The organism is Micromonospora sp. URMC 107 (genome assembly GCF_051386315.1).
Lineage (GTDB): Bacteria > Actinomycetota > Actinomycetes > Mycobacteriales > Micromonosporaceae > Micromonospora.
On the sequence record NZ_JBPQTK010000052.1, the window covers coordinates 14,123 to 38,605 of the forward strand.

Annotated in this window: 18 protein-coding genes and 1 pseudogene; 10 read left to right on the forward strand and 9 right to left on the reverse strand. The window is 75.9% G+C overall.

Annotated features, from left to right (window positions below; genetic code table 11):
- Position 1 precedes the first annotated feature (1 nt).
- Genes ACSNN9_RS14485 through ACSNN9_RS14510 form a run of 6 tightly spaced genes read right to left on the reverse strand, consistent with a single transcriptional unit; the run spans position 2 to position 4,885 of the window.
- Positions 2 to 1,129, reverse strand: a complete 1,128-nt coding sequence (locus ACSNN9_RS14485; RefSeq protein WP_436673594.1) for a glycosyltransferase — start codon at positions 1,127 to 1,129, stop codon at positions 2 to 4.
- Positions 1,126 to 1,974: a carotenoid biosynthesis protein gene (locus ACSNN9_RS14490; protein ID WP_436673595.1), complete on the reverse strand. Its 849-nt coding sequence runs from the start codon at positions 1,972 to 1,974 to the stop codon at positions 1,126 to 1,128. The genes ACSNN9_RS14485 and ACSNN9_RS14490 overlap by 4 nt, the downstream gene beginning before the upstream one ends.
- Positions 1,971 to 2,546, reverse strand: a complete 576-nt coding sequence (locus ACSNN9_RS14495; RefSeq protein ID WP_436673596.1) for a GNAT family N-acetyltransferase — start codon at positions 2,544 to 2,546, stop codon at positions 1,971 to 1,973. Before ACSNN9_RS14495 ends, ACSNN9_RS14490 begins: the two co-directional genes overlap by 4 nt.
- On the reverse strand, positions 2,543 to 3,319 hold the full coding sequence (locus ACSNN9_RS14500; protein ID WP_436673597.1) for a monooxygenase: 777 nt from the start codon (positions 3,317 to 3,319) through the stop codon (positions 2,543 to 2,545). The genes ACSNN9_RS14495 and ACSNN9_RS14500 overlap by 4 nt, the downstream gene beginning before the upstream one ends.
- 20 nt (positions 3,320 to 3,339) lie before the next feature.
- Positions 3,340 to 3,828 (reverse strand): YbaK/EbsC family protein, encoded by a 489-nt coding sequence (locus ACSNN9_RS14505; RefSeq protein ID WP_436673598.1) that lies wholly within the window; start codon positions 3,826 to 3,828, stop codon positions 3,340 to 3,342.
- A gap of 34 nt (positions 3,829 to 3,862) precedes the next feature.
- The gene (locus ACSNN9_RS14510) at positions 3,863 to 4,885 is read right to left on the reverse strand and encodes an EamA family transporter (protein ID WP_436673600.1); all 1,023 of its coding nucleotides are present in this window, start codon (positions 4,883 to 4,885) and stop codon (positions 3,863 to 3,865) included.
- Between the two features lie 490 nt (positions 4,886 to 5,375).
- On the opposite strand from ACSNN9_RS14510, the gene ACSNN9_RS14515 reads away from it, so the two are divergent.
- The 9 genes and pseudogenes from ACSNN9_RS14515 (at position 5,376) to ACSNN9_RS14555 (ending at position 15,901) form a co-directional block, all read left to right on the forward strand.
- Positions 5,376 to 5,825, forward strand: a complete 450-nt coding sequence (locus ACSNN9_RS14515) for an SAV_6107 family HEPN domain-containing protein (RefSeq protein WP_357877306.1) — start codon at positions 5,376 to 5,378, stop codon at positions 5,823 to 5,825.
- A 90-nt stretch (positions 5,826 to 5,915) separates the two neighbouring features.
- Positions 5,916 to 6,704, forward strand: coding sequence for a hypothetical protein (locus ACSNN9_RS14520; protein ID WP_436673602.1), 789 nt, complete (start codon positions 5,916 to 5,918; stop codon positions 6,702 to 6,704).
- A gap of 60 nt (positions 6,705 to 6,764) precedes the next feature.
- Complete coding sequence (locus ACSNN9_RS14525) at positions 6,765 to 8,327, forward strand: DNA polymerase Y family protein (RefSeq protein ID WP_436673603.1); 1,563 nt, start codon at positions 6,765 to 6,767, stop codon at positions 8,325 to 8,327.
- Positions 8,328 to 8,396: 69 nt separating this feature from the next.
- Positions 8,397 to 11,829, forward strand: a pseudogene (locus tag ACSNN9_RS14530) (error-prone DNA polymerase).
- Positions 11,830 to 11,927: 98 nt separating this feature from the next.
- A complete protein-coding gene (locus ACSNN9_RS14535) occupies positions 11,928 to 12,101 on the forward strand; it encodes a hypothetical protein (protein WP_358087517.1) in 174 nt (57 codons plus the stop codon).
- Positions 12,102 to 12,158: 57 nt separating this feature from the next.
- Complete coding sequence (locus tag ACSNN9_RS14540) at positions 12,159 to 12,923, forward strand: class I SAM-dependent methyltransferase (protein ID WP_436673605.1); 765 nt, start codon at positions 12,159 to 12,161, stop codon at positions 12,921 to 12,923.
- Positions 12,920 to 14,071 (forward strand): alkaline phosphatase family protein, encoded by a 1,152-nt coding sequence (locus ACSNN9_RS14545; protein ID WP_436673607.1) that lies wholly within the window; start codon positions 12,920 to 12,922, stop codon positions 14,069 to 14,071. The genes ACSNN9_RS14540 and ACSNN9_RS14545 overlap by 4 nt, the downstream gene beginning before the upstream one ends.
- Before the next feature lie 59 nt (positions 14,072 to 14,130).
- Positions 14,131 to 15,390: a DNA polymerase IV gene (locus ACSNN9_RS14550; RefSeq protein WP_436673609.1), complete on the forward strand. Its 1,260-nt coding sequence runs from the start codon at positions 14,131 to 14,133 to the stop codon at positions 15,388 to 15,390.
- Between the two features lie 115 nt (positions 15,391 to 15,505).
- A complete protein-coding gene (locus ACSNN9_RS14555) occupies positions 15,506 to 15,901 on the forward strand; it encodes a DUF3040 domain-containing protein (RefSeq protein WP_358087525.1) in 396 nt (131 codons plus the stop codon).
- A 288-nt stretch (positions 15,902 to 16,189) separates the two neighbouring features.
- On the opposite strand, the gene ACSNN9_RS14560 is transcribed toward ACSNN9_RS14555, so the two are convergent.
- Genes ACSNN9_RS14560 through ACSNN9_RS14570 form a run of 3 tightly spaced genes read right to left on the reverse strand, consistent with a single transcriptional unit; the run spans position 16,190 to position 21,027 of the window.
- Positions 16,190 to 18,655: a transglutaminase TgpA family protein gene (locus ACSNN9_RS14560; protein WP_436673610.1), complete on the reverse strand. Its 2,466-nt coding sequence runs from the start codon at positions 18,653 to 18,655 to the stop codon at positions 16,190 to 16,192.
- A 16-nt stretch (positions 18,656 to 18,671) separates the two neighbouring features.
- Positions 18,672 to 19,970: a DUF58 domain-containing protein gene (locus tag ACSNN9_RS14565; protein ID WP_436673611.1), complete on the reverse strand. Its 1,299-nt coding sequence runs from the start codon at positions 19,968 to 19,970 to the stop codon at positions 18,672 to 18,674.
- Between the two features lies 1 nt (position 19,971).
- The gene (locus ACSNN9_RS14570; RefSeq protein ID WP_436673613.1) at positions 19,972 to 21,027 is read right to left on the reverse strand and encodes an AAA family ATPase; all 1,056 of its coding nucleotides are present in this window, start codon (positions 21,025 to 21,027) and stop codon (positions 19,972 to 19,974) included.
- Positions 21,028 to 21,607: 580 nt separating this feature from the next.
- Here ACSNN9_RS14570 and leuS point away from each other — a divergent pair.
- On the forward strand, positions 21,608 to 24,442 hold the full coding sequence (leuS, locus tag ACSNN9_RS14575; RefSeq protein WP_436673614.1) for a leucine--tRNA ligase: 2,835 nt from the start codon (positions 21,608 to 21,610) through the stop codon (positions 24,440 to 24,442).
- Positions 24,443 to 24,483: the final 41 nt, after the last annotated feature.

The window sequence follows — 24,483 nt, forward strand, 5'->3', positions numbered from 1 at the left end:
CCTAGGTGACGGGGCGGCCGCGCCAGGACAGGCGACGCCGCTTCCGCAGATGGTACGACCGCAGGGTCAGCCAACCGAGGACCACGACCGACACGGGGTGTGCGAGCGCGTCGGGCCACCACCGGCCGCCGGTCGCCCGGGCGCTGACCGCCCGCCCGGCCACCCCGAGCAGGTAGGTCGCGAGCGCGGCGGCGGCCACCGTCGGTGCGCCGGCGGCCAGGGCGGCGACCGCCAGCAGCGGGGGAGCGGTGTAGAGCAGGAGCAGCAGGGCCAGCACGGCGGCCGCCGCCCCCGGGTTGCCGAAGGTCGCCCAGAGCGACTTCGAGTAGCCGTCGCGCAGCTGCGGCCAGTCCTCGTACATCCGGCAGGCGGCCAGCCGCGAGCCGTCGGCGAGGGCGATCCGGCCGCCGGCCCGCTTGACCGCGCGGGCCAGCTCGACGTCCTCCAGGATCTTCCCGGCCACCACGGCGTGCCCGCCGGCGGCCTCGTAGCCGGCCCGGTCCACCACCAGGAACTGCCCGCCGGCGGCGGCCAGCGACGGCCGCCGCGAGCGCTCCATCGCCCGCAGCGGCAGGAAGGTCAGCCACAGCCACTGCAACAGCGGCTGGACCAGCCGGTCGGCCACCGTCGCCACCAGGATGCGGGGGTACGGCGACAGCAGCGTCACCCGCGCGGCCCGCAGCTCGGTGACGGCCGCCGCGACCGCGTCCGGGGCGAGCACCACGTCGGCGTCGACGAAGACCAGCGCGGTCGCCGCGGGGTCGGCCCGGGTGGCCAGCTGCCAGCAGGCGTGCGGCTTGCCCAGCCAGCCCGGCGGCGGGGCGACCCCGTCGAGCAGGGTGACCCGGGGGTCGTCGCCCGCCACCGCGCGGACCACGTCCGCGGTGCCGTCGGACGATCCGTCGTCGAGCACCACCACGCGCAGCCGTGGCACGCCCCGCTGGGCGAGCAGGGCGCGCAGGCACGGGGTGACCCGCGCGGCCTCGTCGCGCAGCGGCAGCAGCACCGCCACGGGCTCGGCGACCGGCGCCGGCCGCACGGCCGGGCGGCGCAGCCAGCGGCCGGCGTTGACCAGGGTGTGCGCGGTCAGCGCGGCCACGCCGAGCAGCAGCGCGAGGACGGCGGTCATGCCGTCGCGTCGACGCCGGGGCGCTGCGGCCGACGGGACCGGTGCCGGTCGTCGTGGCGGGAGCGGACCAGCGTGACCGCCAGCGGCACGGCGGCCACCGACATGCCGACCGCGCCCCACAGCGCCGAGGCGGGCAGGTCGAGGAAGACCGCGTGGGCCAGCACGCTGGAGAAGTACGTCCACAGCCAGAGCGCGAACATCGGGCCGTCGCGCCCGTCGGTGGTGGCCACGGCGGGCCCGGCCAGCGGGCGCAGCGCGCTCATGATCAGCACGGCGAAGAGCAGCCAGCCCAGGTAGTTGCTCACCGGGATGCCGGGCAGGCCGGGCAGCGCGGGGGTGGCGTCCCGCCAGACCCAGTAGCCCTCGGCCACCATCTGCGGGTCGAGGAAGAGGTCCCAGGCGGCCAGCCCGACGGCGGCCAGCGCGACCCGCCGGACATGGAACGCGCCGTCCCGCCGCCCCGGCCGGCCGCCGGCGTCGCCCCCGGTCAGCCGGGTGGCGGCCAGCCAGGCCGGCCAGGCCATCCAGGTCCAGGCCAGCGGGATGATCAGCGGCACCCCGGCCAGCTTCGGCCCCAGCTCGCCGGAGTAGTCGTAGCTGCCGAACGGGAAGCCGGTGGCCACCCCGAGCGCCTCGATGGCGAACCCGCCGACCGTGGCCACCGCGACCAGCGCCGCCGCCGTACGCGGGCCCCGGCTGAGCAGCGCGTGGCCGACCGAGAGCAGGTAGCCGAGCACGACGGTGGCGACGGTCAGCCGGGCCCGGGCCTCCCCGCTGGTCAGCGGGTAGCAGATCTGCACCAGCACCAGCACGGCCAGCAGCGCCCAGGACAGCCGTCGGGTCACGGGGCGCCCCGGCCGGGCGGGACGGGTGTCGGGGGCTCCAGCGGCAGGTCCCGGCCGAGCACGCCGAACGGGCGCTCGTCACCGGGGAAGTGGAAGTCGCGCAGGACGTCGACGAAGCCGAACCGGCGGTACAGCCGCCAGGCCCGGGACCGCTGCTCGTCGGCCTCGGGGGTGGAGAGCAGCGTGGTCGTGCCCTCCGCCAGGCTCAGCAGGGCCCGCAGCTGCCGCGCGCCCAGGCCGTGCCCCTGCGCGGGCGGGCGGACGTGCAACTCGACCACCTCGAAGCAGTGGGTCAGCCAGCGCTGCCGGGCCGGGGTGTCCAGCGCCCGCCAGACCTGGTCGTGCCACCACTGCCCCGAGCCGCCCAGGTAGCCGTAGCCGAAGCCGGCCAGGTGGCCCTCGCTGGTCAGGCTGGCGACGGCGCGGAAGCCGGGTCGGCGTACGTGGGTGGCGATGTAGCCGCGCCGGGAGTCCAGCAGCTCCGGGCGGTAGCCCATCGCCTCGCCGTAGACGGCCACCACGTCGTCCAGCCGTCGGACGAGATCGTCCGGCGTCCACCGCACCAACCTCATGCCCGTGCACCCTCCGCCGCTCCCGGGTCGCCGTCCGCGACCCACCCCAGCACCGCCCGGTCACCCACCACGTCGCGTACCTCGAACCGCGCGAAGAGCTCCTCCGCGTACCACCCCTCGGTGGGGGTCCGCATGATCGCGGCGCGGTGCTCCGGGTGACGGTACGCGAACGCCACGAGGTCCGCCGGCTCGCGCCACACGCTCACCGTGCCCTGCCAGCCCAGCGGGGCCTCGCCGACACCGAAGCGGGCCAGCAGGCCGGGCGCGGCGTGCAGCGCGGCGGCCACCGGGGGGATCGCCCGCCAGAAGGTGGCCGCCCGCCGTGGCCGCAGCCGGGCGCGGGTCAGCGCCAGCACCGGGCCGGCGACCCGGCCACCGGGCGGCTCCCCGAACGGCCGGCGGCCCGACCACTCGCCCCGGCTGCTCAGCGGGCGCAGGTCGACCCGGACGGACGCGCGGGCGATCCGGGCCCAGGCGCGCCCCACCGGCGAGTCGTCGAAGCCGGCCGCGTCGGCGGGGGAGTCCCACACGGTCAGCGCCGCCCACCGGGTGAGGTCGGCGTCGCCCGGCCCGAAGCCGGTGCCGGTCCCGGTGCCGAGCAGCTTGCCGAACCGGACGCCGGGCAGCGCGCGCAGCCGGCCGGGGTCGACCGCCATCCGGGCCAGCGCCCGGGGCAGCGCGACGCGGGAGGTGCGCCACACGTGCAGCGTGACCAGCTCCGGGACGTCGGCGCCGTCATCGGTCCCGCCTCGCGCCACGCTGCTGAGCTCCATGGTTCGCTCGCTCCGTTCGCTCACGCCACCCCGGTCGGGACGCCGCCGGTGACCCGCAGCAGCTCCGGGTACGTGGTGGGGAAGACCGCCTGCGGCACGCCGCCGGCCGCCCAGATCTCGTCGTACGACTCCAGGGCGGTGTCGACCAGGGTGCGCAGCGGACGCGGGTGGCCGACCGGGGCGACCCCGCCGATCACCTGCCCGGTGTGCGCGCGGACGAACTCCGGGGTGGCCCGGCGCAGCCGGCCGACCCCGATGGAGGCGGCCAGGCCGGCGGTGTCCACCCGGTGCGCGCCGGAGGTGAGCACCAGCAGCGGCGCGCCGTCCGCCTCGAAGACGAGCGAGTTGGCGATCTGGCCGACTCCGACGCCGAGCGACTCGGCCGCGGCCGCGGCGGTGTGCACCGCGTCGGGCAGCAGGCGGACGACGCTCGGCGCGCCGGAGGCGTCCCGGGCGCCCGCGGCGTCGAGCACGTCCTGCACCGCCCGTACGTTCGGGTGTGGCTGCATGTGGGCCATTCTTCCCGGTGGCCCGGTCGGCGGCTCAGCCGGCCGTGCCAGGCCCCGACCGGGCGGGACGCGGCGACGTCCGGCCCGCCTCGGGCGGGACGGTGACGGTGTCCGGGGCGGGCGGCGCGGCGGCCCGGTCCGGGGCGACCCGGGCCGTCTCGGCCAGCGCGACGCCGGCCAGCACCAGGAGCCCGCCGGTGAACTGGGCGGTGTTGAGCGCCTCACCGGGGCCGATCACGACCCAGGCGACCGCCGAGGCGAGCACCGGCTCGGCCATGCCGAGGATCCCGACGCTGGTCGCGGGGAGGTGCCGCATCGCCCCGGCCACCAGCAGGTATGGCGCGATCGAGCCGAGCACCACCATGTACCCGCAGAGCAGCGCCACGGGTACGCCCCCGTCGGTGTCGGCGGTCAGCGGCTCCCAGCCACCGGTGCCCACGGTGACCGCGCGGGTGAGCAGGCCCGCCACGGCCGAGGCGCCGAACGCCCAGGTGCAGAGCGACAACGTGTCCCGGCGCGCCGCGCCGTGGGCGCCGAGCACGTAGTAGGCGGCGAGGAAGACCGCGGCGCCGAGGCCGGCGAGCACGCCGAGGCCGTCCAGCTTCAGCTCGCCCCACACCTCGGCCACGCAGCCGAGGCCGACCAGGCTCAACGCCAGGCCGGCCCAGAGCCGCGGGCGCACCCGGTGCCGCTGACCGAACCGGGCCCAGAGGGCGACCAGCAGCGGGGCGGTGTACTCGAACAGCAGCCCGATCCCGACCGGCAGCCGGGAGATGGCGACGAAGTAGAGCATCGGCACGGCGAAGAACCCGGCCAGCCCGTACCCGATCAGCAGCGGCAGCTGGCCGGGGGTGGCCCGGAGCCGACGGGCCCCGGGGCGCAGCAGCACGCTCAGGACCAGCAGCCCGGTGACGGCGCCGGCGGCGCGCAGCAGGGTGAGCTGCGGGGCGTCCAGGCCGGCGCGGAGCACCAGCTTGGAGACCGTGCCGTTGACGGCGAAGAGCCCGGCCGAGGCGAGCACCATGGCGACCCCGAGGACGGGGCGGGGGGTTGTCACGGGCGGAGGCTACCGCCGCGGCCCGGGCGCCCACCGTCGCAGGTCCCGGCGGTGGGCGCCCGGAGCCGGCACCTGCCGCGACGTCGACCGACGTCCGCGCGTCACACGTTGCATTTTCGTCGGAGGGAGGGTGTACTGTCAGCAGCAGTTAGAACGAGTGTTCGATTGCCTCGAACGCCCGTTCCAACAGACCCGGGGCGGTGTTTCGCGGCGCGGCTCCGGGCGGTGCGGCTCCGCGGGCCGCACCTGGGTCCCGGGCAGTCGCGAGTCCGGGCCCGTCAGGCAGGAGCGTCGCCCGCCGCCCACGACCCCCGGGCGGCGGGCCACGAACCCGCCGGTAACGCCGGCCGGGTGTGGTGTGGGGAAGCGTCCACACCCGGCCGGCCACCCCACCGGTGCGTCTTCCTCCGCACCACTCGACCCGGCGTCCCGCCGGCGGCCCAGGGCCGTCTCCGGGGCGGCGCCTCGGCCACGTGGAGGAGACAGTCCCATGCCGACCAACCCGGCTCAGGCACCGACGGTGCCGGCGCACGTGCTGCCGCACCGCACCCCCGCCCAGCTTCTCGCGGTGGCCCGGCACGGGCTGGCCGAGGCCGCCCAGACCCGCCCCGACGGCCTCCGTTACGCCGCCGCCCACCTCGCCGCGCTCCGGGCGGCCGCGGCCGTGCTCGCCGCCCGGGCGCGTCCCGCCCCCGCCCGACGCCACCGGGTCACCAGCGTCTGGATCCTGCTCTCCGGCGTCGCCCCCGAGCTCGACGAGTGGGCCCGGTTCTTCGCCCTCGGCGCCGGCAAGCGGGCCGCCGCCGAGGCCGGCATCCCCCGGGTCGTGACCGCCCGGGAGGCCGACGACCTGCTGCGCTCCGCCGAGCAGTTCGTCACGGTCGTGGAGACCGCGCTCGGGGTGGCCCACCAACCGGCGCTCGACGGCCTCGCGGCCTGACCCGGGCGCCCCCGGCCACCCGGCGTTGACCGGGTGCCCGGGCGCGCCACGCGCACGTCCGATCCGACAGCACGACGGGGGGTAGGTCCGATGGCGGGCCGGATGGTGGTCGGTTCCGCCGCACTGGCCGGTCTGGTGCGCCCGGCGAGCGCGCCGGACCCGGCGGGTGGTCACCGGCTGCTGCCGGTGGCACCGGAGCTGACCGGGCTGCTGCCCAACCGGGGGTTGCGGCGGGGCAGCACGATCGCGGTCGCCACCGGCCAACCCCGACGCAGCGGCGGCACCTCGCTGGTCCTGGCGCTGCTCGCCGAGGCGTCCCGGGCCGGCTCGTGGTGCGCCGTGGTCGGCGTCCCGGCGTTCGGGGCGGGCGCCGCCGCCGAGTTGGGCATCGCCCTGGACCGGCTCGCCCTGGTGCCCCACCCGGGCCCGGAGTGGGCCACCGTCATCGCCGCCCTGATCGACGGGGTGGACGTCGTGGTCACCGCCGTGCCGACGGCGGTCTCCGCCTCGGTCGCCAACCGGCTGGCCGCCCGGGCCCGGCAGCGGGGCAGCGTCCTCGTCCCGTACGGGCGGTGGGACGGCGCGGACGTGACCCTCCAGGTGGTCCGGGGCGCCTGGGAGGGGCTCGGGCAGGGGCGGGGCCGGCTGCGTCGCCGCGAGGTCACCGTCTCCGCGCGGGGCCGGGGGGCCGCCGCCCGCCCCAAGGAGATCAAGGTCTGGCTGCCGGGGGACGGGCTCACCCGGGTCATTCCCCGCTCCGCTCCCGCCGCCGCCGTCTCCGTCACCGGCCGGTCGACCGCCGGCCGGCTCCGCCCCGTCGACCCGGCGCCCACCGGCCCGTCCCGTCGTGCCGCGCTCACCCTGGTCGGCCCGAGGTGACCGCCGCGCTGACCATGGTCGGTCCGAGGTGACCGCCGCGCTCACCATGGCCGGTCCGACGTGACCGCCGCGCCCGTGCGGACCCTGCTGCTCTGGTGCCCGGACTGGCCGGTGCTCGCCGCGGAGATCGTCGACGGGGTGCCGGCCACCGACCCGGTCGCCGTGCTGCACGCCAACCGGGTGGTCGCCTGCTCCGAGCGGGCCCGCGCCGAGGGGGTGCGTCGGGGGCTGCGCAAACGGGAGGCCCAGGGCCGGTGCCCGCAGCTCACCGCCGTCGAGTACGACCCCGGGCGGGACGCCCGGGCGTTCGAACCGGTGGTCGCCGCCGTCGAGGAACTGGTTGCCGGCGTCGAGGTGGTGCGCCCCGGCGCGTGCGCGGTGGCGGCCCGGGGGCCGAGCCGCTACCTCGGGGGCGAGGAGGCGGCCGCCGAACGGATCGTCGAGCACGTCGCCCAGGCCTGCGCGGTGGAGAGCCAGGTCGGCATCGCCGACGGGGTCTTCGCCGCCGGGCTGGCCGCCCGCGACGGACGGGTCGTTCCGCCCGGCGGGACACCGCAGTTCCTCGCCGACCTGCCGGTCGAGGCGCTCGGCCGCCCGGCCCTGACCGACCTGCTGCGCCGGCTCGGCGTACGCACCCTGGCCGACTTCGCCGCGCTGCCCGCCGGCGACGTGCTGGCCCGGTTCGGCTTCGACGGCGCGCTGGCCCACCGGCTGGCGGCCGGGCGCGACCACCGTCCGCTCGCGGTCCGGCAACCCCCGACCGACCTCGCGGTCACCGCCGACCACGACGAGCCGCTCGACCGGGTCGACGCGGCGGCCTTCGCCGCCCGGGCGTTGGCCGAACGGCTGCACGACCGGCTCGCCGCACACGGGCTGGCCTGCACCCGGCTCGGCATCGAGGCGGTCACCGCGCACGGCCAGGAACTGCACCGGGTCTGGCGGCACGACGGGCTGCTCACCGCCGCGGCCATCGCCAACCGGGTGCGCTGGCAGCTCGACGGCTGGCTGTCCGGCAGCACCGGTCGGGCCGGCACCCGCCCGACCCGCCCGACGGCGGGCATCATCCGGCTGCGGCTGGTTCCGGACGGGGTGGTCGCGCAGGCCGGCCTGCAACCCGGCCTGTGGGGGGAGACCGGCGAGGAGCGGGAGCGGGCGCACCGGGCGTTGAGCCGGGTGCAGGGCATCCTCGGCCCCGAGGCGGTGGTCACCGCGGTGCTCGGCGGCGGGCGCTCGCCGGCCGACCAGGTGCGTCTGGTGCCGTGGGGTGACGAACGCCTGCCGGCCCGGCCCGTCCCGCCGCCGTGGCCGGGACGGCTGCCGCCACCCGCACCGGCCGTGGTGCTGCCCGACCCGCTCGCCGCGGTCGTGCAGGACGCCGCCGGCGAGTCGGTCGAGGTCAGCGCGCGGCTCCAGGTCAGCGCCGAGCCGGCCCGGCTGACCGTGGGCGCCGCCCGACCGGTCGAGATCGTCGGCTGGGCCGGTCCGTGGCCGGTCGACGAGCGCTGGTGGGCGCCGGCCGAGGCCCGTCGGCGGGCCCGGTTCCAGGTCTGCCTGGCCGACGGTACGGCCCTGCTGCTCGCCGTCGAGGCCGGGCGGTGGCTGGTGGAGGCGATCTATGACTGAGCGCCCGCCCCGCGCCCGCCGACCCGGTCGGCGTGAGGCTCCGCCGGCTGTCCGCCCGGAAGGGCTCCGATGAGCTTCCACAACCCGAAGCTGCCCTGGTCGGAGCTGGAACGCCTGCTCTCCGGCCCCGGACGGTCGGCCCCGGACCGGTCGGCCCCGGACGCGGGTGGTCCAGGTGAAGGTCGATCCGGCGAGCGCGTGGGTCGGCCGGGTGCGCGACGAGCGGCACCTGCACGTGGTCGACCCGCTGGCCGTGGACGCCGACGGCGGCGACTCTCCCGCCTGGAGCCGCAGGCGGGAGCAGTACCGGCCGCCCGAGGTGGCCCGCCCCGACGACGCGGTGCCGTACGCCGAGCTGCACGCGCACACCAACTTCAGCTTCCTCGACGGCGCCAGCCACCCGGAGGAACTGGCCGAGGAGGCGGCCCGGCTGGGCCTCACCGCGCTCGCCGTCACCGACCACGACGGCTTCTACGGGGTGGTGCGCTTCGCCGAGGCGGCCCGCGCGCTGCACCTGCCGACCATCTTCGGCGCCGAGCTCTCCCTGGACCTGCCCGGCCCGCAGAACGGCGAGCCCGACCCGCTCGGGCGGCACCTGCTGCTGCTCGCCCACGGCCACGAGGGGTACGCCCGGCTGGCGTCGACCATCGCCCGCGCCCAGCTGCGCGGCGGGGAGAAGGGCCGCCCGGTCTACGGCGGGCTGGAGGAGGTCGCCGCCGAGCTGCGGGACCACGTGCTGGTGCTCACCGGCTGCCGCAAGGGGCATGTGCCGTCGGCGCTGCTCACCGAGGGGGTGGACGCGGCGGCCCGCGAGCTGGACCGGCTGACCGCCCTGTTCGGCGCGGAGACGGTGGCGGTGGAGCTGACCGACCACGGACACCCGGCCGACGCCGACCGCAACGACGCGCTCGCCGAGCTGGCGGCGACGGCCGGCCTGCCCACGGTGGCCACCAACAACGTGCACTACGCCACCCCGGGCCGGCGGCGGCTGGCGACCACCGTCGCCGCCGTCCGGGCCCGGCGCAGCCTGGACGAGATCGACGGCTGGCTGCCCGCCGCCGGCACCGCCCACCTGCGCGGCGGCGCCGAGATGGCGGCCCGGTTCGCCGCCTACCCCGGTGCGGTGGCCCGCGCCGCCGAGTTCGGCGCCGAGCTCGCCTTCGACCTCCAGCTCGTGGCACCCCGGCTGCCGGCGTACCCGGTGCCGCCCGGGCACACCGAGATGAGCTGGCTGCGCCACCTGACCCACGCCGGCGCCCGCGAGCGCTACGGCCCGCCCGCGGCGCATCCGAGGGCGTACGCGCAGCTCGACCACGAGCTGAACATGATCGAGGAGCTGGGCTTCCCCGGCTACTTCCTGGTGGTCTACGACATCGTCACGTTCTGCCGCGAGCAGGACATCTACTGCCAGGGGCGGGGCTCGGCGGCCAACTCGGCGGTCTGCTACGCGCTGCGGATCACCAACGTGGACGCCGTCCGGCACCGGCTGCTCTTCGAGCGCTTCCTCGCCCCGGAGCGCGACGGCCCGCCGGACATCGACGTGGACATCGAGTCCGACCGCCGGGAGGAGGTGATCCAGCACGTCTACGCCCGGTACGGCCGGGAGCACACCGCGCAGGTCGCCAACGTCATCTCCTACCGGCCCCGCTCGGCGGTGCGGGACGTGGCCAAGGCGTTCGGGTTCTCGCCCGGCCAGCAGGACGCCTGGAGCAAGCAGATCGACCGCTGGGGCTCCGTGGCGCCCGTCGACGTCGCGGACATCCCCGAGCAGGTGGTCGCGTACGCCAACGAGTTGCAGACGTTCCCCCGGCACCTGGGCATCCACTCCGGCGGCATGGTGATCTGCGACCGGCCGGTGATCGAGGTGTGCCCGGTGGAGTGGGGGCGGATGCCGGGTCGCAGCGTGCTCCAGTGGGACAAGGACGACTGCGCCGCCGTCGGTCTGGTCAAGTTCGACCTGCTCGGGCTCGGCATGCTCTCCGCGCTGCACTACGGCTACGACATGATCGGGATGAGCCTGGACCTCGGCGACATGACGCTGGACGACCCCGAGGTCTACGACATGCTCTGCCGGGCCGACTCGGTCGGGGTGTTCCAGGTGGAGAGCCGCGCCCAGATGGCCACCCTGCCCCGGCTGAAGCCCCGCGAGTTCTACGACCTGGTGGTCGAGGTGGCGCTGATCCGGCCCGGCCCGATCCAGGGCGGCTCGGTGCACCCGTACATCCGGCGCAAGAACGGCCAGGAGCCGGTGACCTACCCGCACCCGCTGATGCGCAACGCGCTGGAGAAGACCCTCGGCGTGCCGCTGTTCCAGGAGCAGCTGATGCAGCTCGCCATCGACCTGGCCGGCTTCGACGCGGCGGGGGCCGACCAGCTGCGCCGGGCGATGGGCGCCAAGCGTTCCGCCGAGCGGATGGCCCGCATCGCCGACCGGCTCTACGCGGGCATGGCCGCGCGGGGCATCACCGGCGAGCTGGCCGACGACGTCTACCGCAAGCTCTCCGCGTTCGCCAGCTACGGCTTCCCGGAGAGCCACGCGATGAGCTTCGCCTACCTGGTCTACGCCAGCTCCTGGCTCAAGCGCTACCACCCGGGGCCGTTCCTGGCCGCGCTGCTCAACGCCCAGCCGATGGGCTTCTACTCGCCGCAGACGCTGGTCGACGACGCCCGCCGGCACGGGGTGGAGGTGCGCCGGCCGGACATCAACGCCAGCGGCGCGCTGGCGGTGCTGGAGTCCACCCCGCAGACCCGGTGGGGCAGCGCGCCGGGGGAGCCGCCGCACGCCTGGGGGCTGAACGGGCCGGCCGTGCGGCTCGGTCTCTCCGGCGTACGCACCCTCGGCGAGGGGGTGGCCGAGCGGATCGAGACGGAACGGGCGGCACGCGGGCCGTACCGCGACATGCCGGACCTGGCCCGGCGGGTCGGGCTGTCCGCCGCGCAGCTGGAGGCGCTGGCCACCGCGGACGCCTTCGCCTGCTTCGGGCTGTCCCGGCGGCAGGCTCTCTGGGCGGCCGGCGCGGCGGCCCAGGACCGGCCGGGCCGGCTGCCGGGCACGGTGACCGGCGCGACCGCGCCCACCCTGCCCGGGATGGAGGCGGTGGACCGGCTGGTGGCCGACGTCTGGGCGACCGGGCTGTCGCCGGAGAGCCACCCGGTGAGCTTCATCCGCCCCCGGCTCGACGCCCTCGGCGCGGTGCCGATCGCGCGACTCGGCCGGGTGGAGCCGGGGCGGCGCATCAGGGTCGGCGGGATCGTCACCCACCGGCAGCGGCCCGCGACCGCCGGCGGGGTCACCTTCCTCAACCTGGAGGACGAGACGGGGATGCTCAACGTCACCTGCTCCCCGGGCCTGTGGCAGCGCTACCGGCGGGTGGCCCGCACCAGCGCCGCGCTGGTGGTGCGGGGCCGGTTGCAGCGGCACGAGGGAGTGATCAACCTCACTGCCGACCGGCTGGACGCGATCGAACCGCCGGTCAGCCCGCCCTCGCGCGACTTCCGCTGACGGCAGTGATCCACATTACGGTTTTTCCCGCCCGATGGAGGGACACTCCAGCTCGCGCGGGCAGAGTGGCCCGCGCGAGCACGAGGGGGACAACGATCATGGGAAACAACGAGCGTAGCGGCGGGGTGGCGAACTCCCGGCGGACCCGGCTCAGCGCCGGTTGGACCCCGAGCCACCACACCGAGCCGCGCGAGTACGAGATCGTCGAGGGCCCGGTGGCCAACGCCCTGCGGTCGCGGGCCGAGGACGACGCCGCCACCGGCGAGGCCTGACCTCCCGCCCGGAGCCGGCCGGGCCGCCGCAGGTGCGGCTCGGTCAGGCTGGACCGGGTGACTAGGCTCGACCGGGTGGAGCAGACCCCAGGCCGGCTCGCCGGGCCGCCGCTGACCCCCCGTACCGCCGTGATCTGGTCGGTGCTGCGCGCCGAGCTGGAGCGTCGCGCCGGCACCGCGCTCACCGTGCTCGACGTCGGTGGCGGCACGGGCGGCTTCGCCGTGCCGCTCGCCCAGGCCGGGCACCGGGTCACCGTGGTCGACGCCAGTCCCGACGCGCTCGCCGCGCTGACCCGCCGGGCCACCGAGGCCGGCGTGGCCGAGCGGGTCCGTGCCGTGCAGGGCGACGGCGACGCGCTCGCCGGCCTGGTCGAGCCCGGCAGCGCCGACCTGGTGCTCTGCCACGCCGTGCTGGAGGTCGTCGACGACCCGGCGGCGGTGGTGGCGGCGTTGGCCGCCGCACTGCGCCCGGGCGGGGCCGCGAGCGTGCTGGTCGCGGGCCGGGCCGCCGCGGTGCTCGGCCGGGCGATGAACGGGCACCTCGACGTCGCCGCCGCCCTGGCCGACGATCCGGCCGGCGCCGCCGGCACCCGGGACACGCTGCGCCGGCGCTACGACGCCGACGGCGCCGCCGCGCTGCTCGGCGCCGCGGGGCTCGTGGTCGAGGAGATCCACGGCGTACGCGTGCTCGCCGACCTCCTCCCCGCCGCCGTCGCCGACGGCCAGCCGGCCGCCCTGGTCGAGCTGGAGCGGGCGCTCGCCGCGCGGGCGCCCTGGCGGGACCTCGCCGCCCAGCTGCACCTGTTCGCCCGCCGCCCGTGACCGACCCGCTGGAGATCGTCGGGCCGCGCTACGGCGACGGCAGTCTGGCCGACATCCTGCCCGCCGCGCTCGCGGTGCTCGGCGTGCCCGGAGCCACCGACCCGCTCGGGCTCGGCGCCGCGCTGCCCGGGGTGCGCCGGATCGCGGTGCTGCTCGTCGACGGTCTCGGCTGGCACCAGATCCCGACCGCCGCGCCGTACGCGCCGACGCTGGCGGGGCTGGCCGCGACCGCCGGGCGGCCGCTGACCTCGGGCTTCCCGTCGACCACGCCGACCAGCCTGGTGACGCTGGGCACCGGCGCCGCGCCCGGCGCGCACGGCGTGCTCGGCTTCACCGTGCGGGTGCCCGGGACCGACCGGGTGCTCAACCACATCGAGTGGGCGGCCGACCCCGAGCCACTGCGCTGGCAGCCGGTCCGCACCCAGCTGGAACGGGCCCGCGCCGCCGGGGTCGCGGTGACGGTGGTGAGCCGGCCGGAGTTCGGCGGCAGCGGGCTGACGGTGGCCGCCAACCGGGGCGGCGACTACCGGGGCGCGGCCGGCGTCGACGCGCTCGCCGAGCGGATGCTCGCCGCCCTGGGCGCCGGGTCGGGGCCCACGCTGGTCTCCGGCTACCACCCCGACCTGGACCGGCACGGCCACCTCACGGGCGTCGACTCCGCGCCCTGGCGGATCGCCGCGGCCGAGGTGGACCGGCTGCTGGCCCGGCTCGTCGACGGGCTGCCGCCCGACGCCGCGCTGCTGGTCACCGCCGACCACGGCCAGCTCGACGTGCCGGCCGGGCACCGCTTCGACCTGGACACCGACCCCCGGCTGCGCGCCGGGCTGGCGGTGGTCGCCGGGGAGCCCCGCGTCCGCTACCTGCACGTCACCCCCGGCGCCCTGGACGACGTCGTGGCCGCCTGGTCGGCGGTGCTCGGCGCCGCGGCCCGGGTGCGTACCCGCGACGAGGTGGTGGCCGCCGGCTGGTTCGGCCCGGTGCCGGAGGAACACCTGGCGCGCATCGGCGACGTGGTGGTGATCTGCAACGCCACGTACGCGGTGACCGCCTCCCGGTCCGAGCCGCCGGTGGTCTCCCGGCTGGTGGCGTACCACGGGGCCGACACGGCGGCCGAGATGACGATCCCGCTGCTGGTCGTACGCGGCTGACCGCCGTCCCGGGCGGCCCGTCCGGGTGCGGTGTCGCAGGTCCGGGCTAGCCTGCGGGGATGGGCCGCAGCCAGTCGTTGCCCCGGGGCGGCGATCCCCGGTTCGGGCCGGATTCCGACGACTCCGGCTGCCCGATCCTGCACGTCGACATGGACGCCTTCTTCGCCTCGGTCGAGGTCCGTCGCCGGCCGGAGCTGCGCGGTCGGCCCGTCGTCGTCGGCGGCACCGGCCCGCGCGGGGTGGTGAGCTCCGCCAGCTACGAGGCCCGGCGCTACGGCGTGCGCAGCGCCATGCCCACCGCCCGGGCCCGGGCGCTCTGCCCGCACGCGGTCTACCTGCCGCCGGACTTCACGCAGTACTCGGCGGCCTCCGCCGCGGTCATGCAGATCTTCCGGGACGTCACCCCGCTGGTCGAGCCGCTCTCCCTGGACGAGGCGTTCCTCGACGTGGCCGGAGCCCGGCGGCTCTTCGGTTCGCCGGCCGCCATCGCCCGCCGCATCCGCGAGCGGGTCGCCGGGGAGCAGGGGCTGACCTGTTCGGTCGGCGTCGCCCCGAGCAAGTTCGTGGCCAAGCTCGGCTCGACCCGCGCCAAGCCCGACGGCCTGCTCGTCGTCCCGGCCGCCCGGGTGCTCGACTTCCTGCACCCGCTGCCGGTGTCGGCGCTGTGGGGAGTGGGGGAGCGGTCCACCGAGACGCTGCGGCGGCTGGGCCTGGCCACGATCGGCGATCTCGCCGAGGCGCCGGTCGGCATGCTGCGCAAGGCGCTCGGCGAGGCGTCCGCCGCCGGGCTGCACGAGCTGGCCTGGGGGCGGGACCCGCGCCGGGTCAGCCCCGAGCACGCGGAGAAGTCGATCGGCGCCGAGGTGACCTTCGACGTCGACGTCACCGACCCGCTGGAGATCCGCCGGGCGCTGCTCGCCCTCGCCGAGAAGGTCGGCATCCGGCTGCGCCGGGCCGGGCAGGTCGGGCGCACCGTGTCGCTCAAGGTGCGCCTGGCCGACTTCCGCACCGTCAGCCGCTCCCGCACGGCGGGCGGGCCGACCGACGTGGCCAGGGAGATCTTCGACACCGTCTGGGCGCTCTACACCGTGCTCGACCCGGGTGAGCCCGTCCGGCTGGTCGGCGTACGGGTCGAGGGGCTCGCCGCCGCGCAGGAGACTCCGCGACAGCTCACCCTCGGCGCGCCCGAGCGGGGCTGGCGGGAGGCGGAGGCCGCCGCCGACGCCGCGGCTGCCCGTTTCGGGCGGTCCGTCATAGGTCCGGCCAGTCTGCTCGGGCTCCGCGAGGGACGACGAAATGAAAATCCACCCCGGCCGTAGGTCGTCCCGCTTTCCGACGCGCGGGGGCCCTCGTAGACTTGCGGGTAAGCAGCCGGTTGGCTGCCACGGTCTGTCGGCCCGACCGGGCCGACCAACGTGACCGGGGAGGAGTGCCGTGCCGCTCTCGGAGCACGAGCAGCGGCTGTTCGAGCAGATCGAGCGGTCGCTTGCCGAGGACCCCAAATTCGCCTCGGCCGTGCGCGCCAGCGATCCGCGCTTCCACGCGCGGCGTCGCCTGCTCGTCGCTGCCGGCGTGATGATCATTGGGCTGGCCCTGTTGGTCTACGGCGCGGTGATCAAGACTCCGCCGCTGGCAGTGGCGGGTTTCGTCGTCATGCTGGCCTCGGCCGCGTTCGCGGTGCAGTCGCATCGTCGGGCGCAGTCACCGGACCTGCACGTCGTGGGCGGGACGACGAGTCGTCGTCGCCCCCGCGGTCGGTCGGGTCGTCGGCCCTCGATCCTGGATCGGATGGAGGACCGGTGGCGGCAGCGCCCGGAGGGGCACCGCTGAGCCCGACCCGCCGCTGAGGGGGGCCGCGACGACGGCGAGTCGGCCGCCGGGACTCCCCAGCGGCCACTGACGCTTCCGCACGTCCCCGGGCGGATTCGACACCCCTGGGCGTGCGTCTTCGCATGTCCCCGTGCCCGTGCCCGGTGCCCCGTGGCCGCCCCGTGCCCCGTGGCCGCCCCGGCGGCCCGGCACCCGCCATCCGGGACACCCACCGCCCCGCGACACCGCCCCGCCAACGCGACGGGCCGGTGGGGCGGGTGTGCCCCTACCGGCCCGTTCGTCCGTCGGTCAGCGGGCCATGCGGCTCGCCAGCAGGCGACGCGGGTTCCAGCGCAGTAGCCGGTGCCGGACCCGACCGCCGGTCGCCACCAGCCGGGACGACGCCTCGGCCGTGCCCATGCGCCAGCGCAGCAGCACCGACGGCGGCAGCGCCGCGGCCACCAGGCGGGTGCGCCGGTCGGCCCGAGCGGCGAGCGCGGTGCGTACGGCGCGCAGGGCCGGCAGGAGCTCCTCGCCGGTCAGCGGGTCGCGGGCGTAGCGGGCGCGTTCCTCGGCGCGGCCGAGCAGGCGTACCGCCGTGGTCGCCGCCGCGTCGGCGGTGAGCGTCTCCCGGGACAACCGGTCGGCGGTCGCCCTGGGGGTCTCCGTCCGGTCCACCCGGACCCGGTAGTCCACGAGCGTGTCGAGCAGTTCGTCCCAGGCGGCGTGCGCGTCCGCCCGCGCCCGCTCCGCGTCCGCCAGCACCATCATGCGCCGCCCGTCCGCGGGCGCGTCGCCGGTGGTCCCGGCTCGCACCGCCGGCGCGGCCGGTGCCGCCGTGCCGCTGCGGCGCCGGCGCAGGGCAGCGCGGCGCAGCGCCGGCAGGGCGAGCAGGGCGAGCAGGGCGAGCACCGCGCCGGCGGCGTACCAGGGCCAGACCGGGGCCTGCTCGGTCGGCGCCTCGCCGCCGAGGGCCAGCCCGGAGTCGATGTCCTCCTCGGGGCCCTCCGGCCCCGCCGGGCCGGCCGACGGGCCGACGTCGCCGGGGGCGCTCGACGAGCCGGGGGTCGGCGTCTCCTCCTCCGGGGCGTCGGTGTCGGGCGCCCAGGCCGACCGGGTGGAGCCCTGCACGCCGTACGCCGGGGTGGCGTCGAAGGGCACCCAGCCGACCTCGTTGAAGTAGACCTCGGTCCAGGCGTGCAGGTTCCGGTTGGTCAGGGTGTACGTGCCGTCGCTGGAGTTGCTGCCGTTGGCGAAGCCGAACGCCACCCGGGCCGGGATGCCGGCGGCCCGGACCAGCCACGTCATCGCGGCGGCGTACTGCTGGCAGAAGCCGACCTTGTTGTCGAGGAAGTCGACGATCTCCCGCCCGCTGGTGCCGCCCTTGGTGCTGAGCGAGTAGGTGAAGCCGTTCTCCGAGGAGAAGTGGTCGTAGATCGCGCGGACCTTGTCGTACTCGGTGTCCTTGCCCCGCACCAGCGTGTTGACGAGTTCCTCCACCTCGGGCACCGGCGGCGGCGCGGGGTGCAGGCGCCGTACGGCGTGGTCGGCCGGCAGCGGCTGGGACCGGCGCAGGGCGGCCGGCGTGTACGTCGAGCGCACGTAGTCGAACGCGTAGCGCTTCTCGCGCGAGTTGTCCCGGCGGGAGAAGACCACCTGGAGGCTGGGGTCGTACGCCCAGTTGTCGTCGAGGTCCTCGGCGCGCACCGGTTCGGTGTAGACCGGCAGCAGCGGCATGGTGAGGTTCTTCGTCACCTCGACCGTGGCCCGGTACGTCCGCTGCTCGACGCCCCGCGCCGACGGCGCGGGCAGGTCGCCGACGGGACGCCCCGTGGGGGTGCCCTCCCGGAAGCCGGTCGAGGTGAGCTTGTCGGCCACGCCGAAGCGCAGGTAGAAGGGGCTGGGCTCGTTCGTGGTGACCTTGACCAGGTCGGCGACCTCCGACTGGTTGAGCTGCCCGCTGAGCGCCGCGAACAGGTCGACCCGGCCGGTGCCGCCCTGGCCGGGGCGGCCGTTGCCGTTGCCGCTGCCCGAACCGGCGCCCAGGGTGTCCAGCAGCCCGCCCGTCATGCCCGGCACGGCCAGCGGCAGCACCACGGCCAGCAGCACGCCCACCACCGCCAGCCGCCGACCGGCGGCGGCCAGCGGCGAGGCCTCCCAGACGTCGACGTCCCGCCCGTCGCCGGTGAACCGCCGGCCGAAGCGGCGGACCCGGTCGACGTTGTCGGTCACCAGCAGCCAGAGGTAGCCGGCGGCGCCGACGACGAACGGGACCGCCGGGACGCTGTCCACGTAGACCGCGACGGGCACCGAGTAGATCGCCAGCATCGGCAGGCCGGCGAGCGCCGGGCGACGCAGCCCGACGGTGAGCACGTCGACCACCACGGCCACCCCGCCGACCCCGAGCACCGTGACGAACAGCAGCGGGTCGGTGTCGGGCACCTTGACGCCGTAGGAGCGCATGTCCTCCAGCGAGCTGTCGAGCAACCCGCCGAAGTGCGTGAAGGTCGACGGGGTGGGCACGATGCCCAGCAGTTCTCCGCCGCCGGGGAAGAGCCAGGTCAGGGCCAGCGTCAGGCCGGCCAGCATGCCCAGCGCCTGACCCCAGAGCGGAGCCCGGGCCAGTCGGGCGAGCGCGGCCACGGCGGCGACCACGGCCACCGCGATCGTCGCCTGGATCAGCCACGTCCAGCGTTCGAAGATGGCCGACAGCGGCGCGGCGGCGAGCAGCGTCGCCGCGGCGGCCACGAAGCCCAGGTTCCGGTGGGCGATCATGAGGGGACCCTTCCGTTCATCGCATGCCGCCGGCCACCGTCTCGGCCATGGCCGCCCGCAGCGCGAAGCCCTGCGAACCGCGAGCCGCCTGCGGCCACAACGCGGGCAGCAGCGTGCCGTGGTCGACCCCGATGACCCGCCAACCGCTCTGCAACATGGCCAGCGCCGCGGCGCCGTGCGCGTGCTCGGCCTCGGCCCGGGCCTTGTCCGGCAGGTTGAGCCAGGTGGAGCTGTCGAGCAGGAAGCCGACGCAGGTGGCCCCGTTGCCGCGCAGCCCGGCCAGCAGCTCCGCCTCGGCCGTGCTCACCGAGCCGAACAGGCCGATGATCAGGCCGCCGTCGGACCGCTGCCGGACCCGCTGCACCAGCGTGGTCAACTCGCCGAACTTGTCGAGCCGGACCTCGGCGAGGTGGTCGAGCAGCACCCCGTCGCCGGTCGCCTCCGACGCGTCCACGTCGGCGCCGGAACCGGTGACCAGCCGCAGCTTGTAGCCGGCCTGCCGCAGGTGCACCGCGATGCTCGCGGCGGCGGAGACCGCCCACTCGAAGGAGGCCGTCGGCCCGTCGCCGCGGTGGCCGTACGCGCGGGTGTCCAGCACCACGGTGGCCCGGCTCTCCCAGGGCTGCTCCTCCCGGCGCACCATCAGCTCGCCGGTGCGCGCCGTGGACTTCCAGTGCACCCGGCGCAGGTCGTCGCCCATCCGGTACTCCCGGGTGGCGGCGTCGTCCTCGCCGTGCACCGCCACCGAGCGCGCCCGGCTGTCGCCGCTGCCGGCGTACTCGCCGGGCAGGCGCACCGAGGGCAGCGGGGTGACCTGCGGGATGACGGTCAGGTGGTCGGTGCTCGGGAAGGCGCGGCTCAGCTCGCACAACCCGAACGGGTCGGTCATCCGGACCACCAGCGGGCCCACCTCGTAGCGGCCGCGCACGTCGGCGCGCACCGTGTAGGCCACCGAGCTGGCCTGGTGGGCGCCGAGCCGCTCCAGCACCACCCGGGGCCGGCTGCCCAGCGCGTACGGCAGCCGGTCCTCCAGCAGCAGGGTGCCGGTGGGCAGCCGGGACATGTTCTGCAACCGCAGCACCACCCGGGAGCTCGCCCCGACGGGCACCCGGTGCGGGTCCAGCGAACGGTTGCAGGCCAGCTTGTAGCGGCTGCGCCCGACGTAGGCCGCGGCGAGCAGCGGCAGGATGGCCAGCAGCACGGCCACCCGGAGCAGGTCCTTCTCGCCGAGGATGCCGGCCGAGACCGCCGCCGCGACCGCGGCCGCGAGGAACGAACGGCCGCGGGTGGTCAGCCCTCGCAGCCCGTCGCGCACGTCACCGCCCCCGCGGCTCGTAGCTCGCTCGGCCGTTGCCCTCGCCCGTGGGGCGGGTGTCGTACGGGGAGCGCCCGCGGTCGTGCGGCAGCGGCAGCCGGTGCACCAGCTCGGAGACGATCGCGTCGGTCGTGCGCCGGGCGAGCTGGGCGTCGGCGGTGGGGATGATCCGGTGCGCGAGCACCGGCACGGCCAGCACCTGGAGGTCGTCGGGGAGGACGTAGTCGCGGCCCTCCAGGGCGGCCACCGCGCGGGCGGTGCGCAGCAGCTGGAGCGTGGCCCGGGGGGAGGCGCCGAGGCGCAGGTCGGCCGCCTCGCGGGTGGCGGTGACCAGGTCGATGGCGTACTGCTTGACGGCGTCGGCGACGTGCACCTGCCGGACGTGACCGATCAGCTGCCGTACCGTGTTGGCGTCGGAGACCGGCCGCAGCTCGTCCAGCGGGTCCGTGGCGCCGTGCCCGTCGAGCATCGCCAGCTCGGCGCTCGGGTCCGGGTAGCCCATCGCGATGCGGGCGGTGAACCGGTCGCGCTGCGCCTCGGGGAGGGGGTAGGTGCCCTCCATCTCGATCGGGTTCTGGGTCGCGATGACCATGAACGGCGTCTGGAGGTGGTAGGTGACGCCGTCGACGGTGACCTGGCGCTCCTCCATGCACTCCAGCAGCGCGGACTGCGTCTTCGGCGAGGCGCGGTTGATCTCGTCGCCGACGACCAGGTTGGCGAAGACCGCACCGGGGCGGAACTCGAAGTCGTGCGTCTCCTGGTTGTAGACGCTGACCCCCGTGACGTCGCTGGGCAGCAGGTCGGGGGTGAACTGGATGCGGCGCACGGAGCAGTCGATCGAACGGGCCATGGCCTTGGCGAGCTTGGTCTTGCCGACCCCGGGCACGTCCTCGATGAGCAGGTGGCCCTCGGCGAGCAGGACGGCCAGGGCGAGCCGCACGGTGGCGGTCTTGCCCTCGATGACCTGCTCGATGTTCGACACGATGGCTTCGCTGGCGGCGCGGAACTCGTCGTGCGGCAACAGGCCGCCCACCTCGTCCCAGGTCTGTTGTGTCACGGGCCTCCTCCTCGTCGCCGGACGGCAGCTCTGTATAGAGCAGCTGGACCCGCCGTAGGGTTCGCGACGCCGAGCCTCGTCTGCCGCAGAAATCTCACTGGTCTCTCAGGCTAACCATGTTTCTCGCTGTCGCCGACCCCCGCAGGTAGACGGTCGGTTACGCACCGAATATTCGCCGGGTCGGGGGATCCGCGGTCGCTCTCGGTGCCGCTCATGATCACGAAGGGCTGCCGCGGCGCCGACGGCCGCGCCCACCCGTCCCGACCGGTGGTGGCGGGCCACGTGCGGGACCGGACGGCGGGGTACACTCCCGGTCATGGCCGGATTCTTCCTGCTTCTTACCGGGCCGTGCTGATGCGCTGACGCGCGACAGCACGGCGGCCCCTCCTGCGCGAGGGGCTTTTTTGTGCCCTCCGCCGGACGCCCCGGCGGGCGGCACCGGCACCGGCGCCAGCCCCGTGCGGCGCGGCGCCGGCGGCGGACGAGACCCGAGCCAGACCGACATGACCGCGCCGAGCGAGGTCAGCAACCAGCCCGGCCGCGGCGTGGCCGGCGGCGACGAGCGAAGCGAGGAGACGCCATGAGTGAGGCAGCACCGGCCGACATTCCCCCGTTCCGGTACACCGCGGCCCTGGCCGAGGAGATCGAGCAGCGCTGGCAGGACGCCTGGGCGCGGGAGGGGACGTTCCACGCCCCGAACCCGACCGGCCCGCTGGCCGACCCCGGTCACCCCCGCGCCGGGGCGGAGAAGCTGTACGTCCTGGACATGTTCCCGTACCCGTCGGGCGCGGGCCTGCACGTCGGCCACCCCCTGGGCTACATCGGCACCGACTGCTTCGCCCGCTACCAGCGGATGGCGGGGCGCAACGTGCTGCACGCGATGGGCTTCGACGCGTTCGGCCTGCCCGCCGAGCAGTACGCGGTGCAGACCGGCACCCACCCGCGCACCACCACGGTGGCGAACATCGAGCGCTACAAGGCGCAGCTGCGCCGGCTGGGCCTGGCCCACGACGAGCGCCGCTCGGTGGCCACCATCGACACCGACTTCTACCGCTGGACGCAGTGGATCTTCCTGCAGGTCTTCAACTCCTGGTACGACACGGACGCGAAGCGGGCCCGCCCGGTCGCCGAGCTGATCGCCGAGTTCGAGGGCGGCAACCGGCCGACCCCCGACGGCCGGCCGTGGGCGGAGCTGTCCGTCGCCGAGCGCCGGGCCGTCGTCGACGACCACCGGCTGGCGTACGTCTCGCAGGCGCCGGTCAACTGGTGCCCGGGGCTGGGCACGGTGCTGGCCAACGAGGAGGTCACCGCCGACGGACGATCCGAGCGGGGCAACTTCCCGGTCTTCAAGCGCAACCTGAAGCAGTGGATGATGCGGATCACCGCGTACGGCGACCGGCTGCTGGACGACCTGGACACGCTGGACTGGCCCGAGCCGATCAAGCTGATGCAGCGCAACTGGATCGGCCGCTCCACCGGCGCGCACATCGACTTCCCGACCGCCGTCGAGCCGATCCGGGTGTTCACGACCCGGCCGGACACGATCTTCGGCGCCACCTACATGGTGCTGGCCCCCGAGCACGAGCTGGTCGACGCGCTGGCGCCGGCCGCCTGGCCCGACGGGACGAAGGACGCGTGGACCGGCGGGCACGCCAACCCGCGCGCGGCCGTGGAGGCGTACCGCAAGGCGGCGGCCGCCAAGACCGACGTCGAGCGGCAGGCCGACACCAAGGAGAAGACCGGCGTCTTCGTCGGGGCGTACGCCACCAACCCGGCCACCGGGGCGCGGATCCCGGTCTTCGTCGCCGACTACGTGCTGGCCGGCTACGGCACCGGCGCGATCATGGCGGTGCCCGGCCAGGACGAACGGGACTGGGCCTTCGCCGAGGTCTTCGAGCTGCCGATCGTGCGTACCGTGCGGCCGGCGGAGGGCTTCGACGGCAAGGCGTACACCGGGGACGGCCCGGCGATCAACAGCGCCGCGCCCGAGCGCGGCCTGGACCTGGACGGCCTGGGGGTCACCGAGGCCAAGGCCCGGATCATCGAGTGGCTGGAGGCCAACGGGCACGGCGCCGGCGCGGTGACCTACCGGCTGCGCGACTGGCTGTTCTCCCGGCAGCGTTACTGGGGCGAGCCCTTCCCCATCGTGTACGACGAGACCGGCGCCGCCATCGCGCTGCCGGAGGAGATGCTGCCGGTCGAGCTGCCCGAGGTGGACGACTTCTCGCCGCGCACGTTCGACCCGGAGGACGCCGACAGCAACCCGGAGACGCCGCTGTCGCGCCGGCGCGACTGGGTCGAGGTGGAGCTGGACCTGGGCGACGGCCCGAAGCGCTACACCCGCGAGACCAACGTGATGCCGCAGTGGGCCGGCTCGTGCTGGTACGAGCTGCGCTACCTGGACCCGACCAACTCGCAGCGGTTCGTCGACGCCGAGAACGAGGCGTACTGGATGGGGCCGCGCGGCGAGGGCGACTGCGGGGGCACCGACCTGTACGTCGGCGGCGCCGAGCACGCCGTGCTGCACCTGCTGTACGCGCGCTTCTGGCACAAGGTGCTGTACGACCTGGGGCACGTCTCGTCGTTCGAGCCGTTCCGCAAGCTGTTCAACCAGGGCTACATCCAGGCGTACGCGTACACCGACGCCCGGGGCGCCTACGTGCCGGCCGAGGAGGTCACCGAGCGCGACGGCGGCTTCTACCTGGGCGACACCCAGGTCAAGCGCGAGTACGGCAAGATGGGCAAGTCCCTGAAGAACGTGGTCACGCCGGACGAGATGTGCGCCGCGTACGGGGCGGACACGTTCCGCGTCTACGAGATGTCGATGGGGCCGCTGGAGGTGTCCCGCCCGTGGGAGACCCGGGCGGTGGTCGGGTCGTACCGGTTCCTGCAGCGGGTCTGGCGGGCGGTCGTCGACGAGCAGACCGGCGCGCTGCGGGTCACCGACGCCCCCGCCGACGCCGCGACCCGGCGACTGCTGCACAAGGCGATCGACGGGGTGCGCGGCGACATGGAGGCGATCCGGTTCAACACCGCGATCGCCAAGCTGATCGAGCTGACCAACGGGCTGACCCGGCTGGCGGAGACCCCGCGCGAGGTGGCCGAGCCGCTGGTGCTGATGCTGGCGCCGTTCGCCCCGCACGTCGCCGAGGAGCTGTGGCGCCGGCTGGGGCACGACACCTCCCTGACGTACGCGGACTTCCCGACCGCCGACCCGGCGCTGCTGGTGGCGGAGACGGTGACCTACCCGGTGCAGATCAACGGCAAGGTGCGGGGCCGGGTCGAGGTCCCCGCCGACGCGCCCGAGGAGACCGTCCGCGCGGCGGCCCTGGAGGCGGTCGCGTCCTCGCTGGCCGGCAAGGAGCCCCGCAAGGTCATCGTGGTCTCCGGCCGCATGGTCTCCGTCGTAGCCTGACCCCCCCCGCCCGCCCGCCCCGCCCCTTGTCCCGCGTCGAT

What these genes read in the sequence shown, in the direction of transcription:
- ACSNN9_RS14495 (WP_436673596.1), bottom strand. Translation starts at nt 2,546, where the DNA reads ATGAGGTTGGTGCGGTGGACGCCGGACGATCTCGTCCGACGGCTGGAC.
- leuS (WP_436673614.1), top strand. Translation starts at nt 21,608, where the DNA reads ATGAGTGAGGCAGCACCGGCCGACATTCCCCCGTTCCGGTACACCGCG.
- ACSNN9_RS14515 (WP_357877306.1), top strand. Translation starts at nt 5,376, where the DNA reads ATGCCGACCAACCCGGCTCAGGCACCGACGGTGCCGGCGCACGTGCTG.
- ACSNN9_RS14485 (WP_436673594.1), bottom strand. Translation starts at nt 1,129, where the DNA reads ATGACCGCCGTCCTCGCGCTGCTGCTCGGCGTGGCCGCGCTGACCGCG.
- ACSNN9_RS14520 (WP_436673602.1), top strand. Translation starts at nt 5,916, where the DNA reads ATGGCGGGCCGGATGGTGGTCGGTTCCGCCGCACTGGCCGGTCTGGTG.
- ACSNN9_RS14560 (WP_436673610.1), bottom strand. Translation starts at nt 18,655, where the DNA reads ATGATCGCCCACCGGAACCTGGGCTTCGTGGCCGCCGCGGCGACGCTG.
- ACSNN9_RS14500 (WP_436673597.1), bottom strand. Translation starts at nt 3,319, where the DNA reads ATGGAGCTCAGCAGCGTGGCGCGAGGCGGGACCGATGACGGCGCCGAC.
- ACSNN9_RS14505 (WP_436673598.1), bottom strand. Translation starts at nt 3,828, where the DNA reads ATGCAGCCACACCCGAACGTACGGGCGGTGCAGGACGTGCTCGACGCC.
- ACSNN9_RS14535 (WP_358087517.1), top strand. Translation starts at nt 11,928, where the DNA reads ATGGGAAACAACGAGCGTAGCGGCGGGGTGGCGAACTCCCGGCGGACC.
- ACSNN9_RS14550 (WP_436673609.1), top strand. Translation starts at nt 14,131, where the DNA reads ATGGGCCGCAGCCAGTCGTTGCCCCGGGGCGGCGATCCCCGGTTCGGG.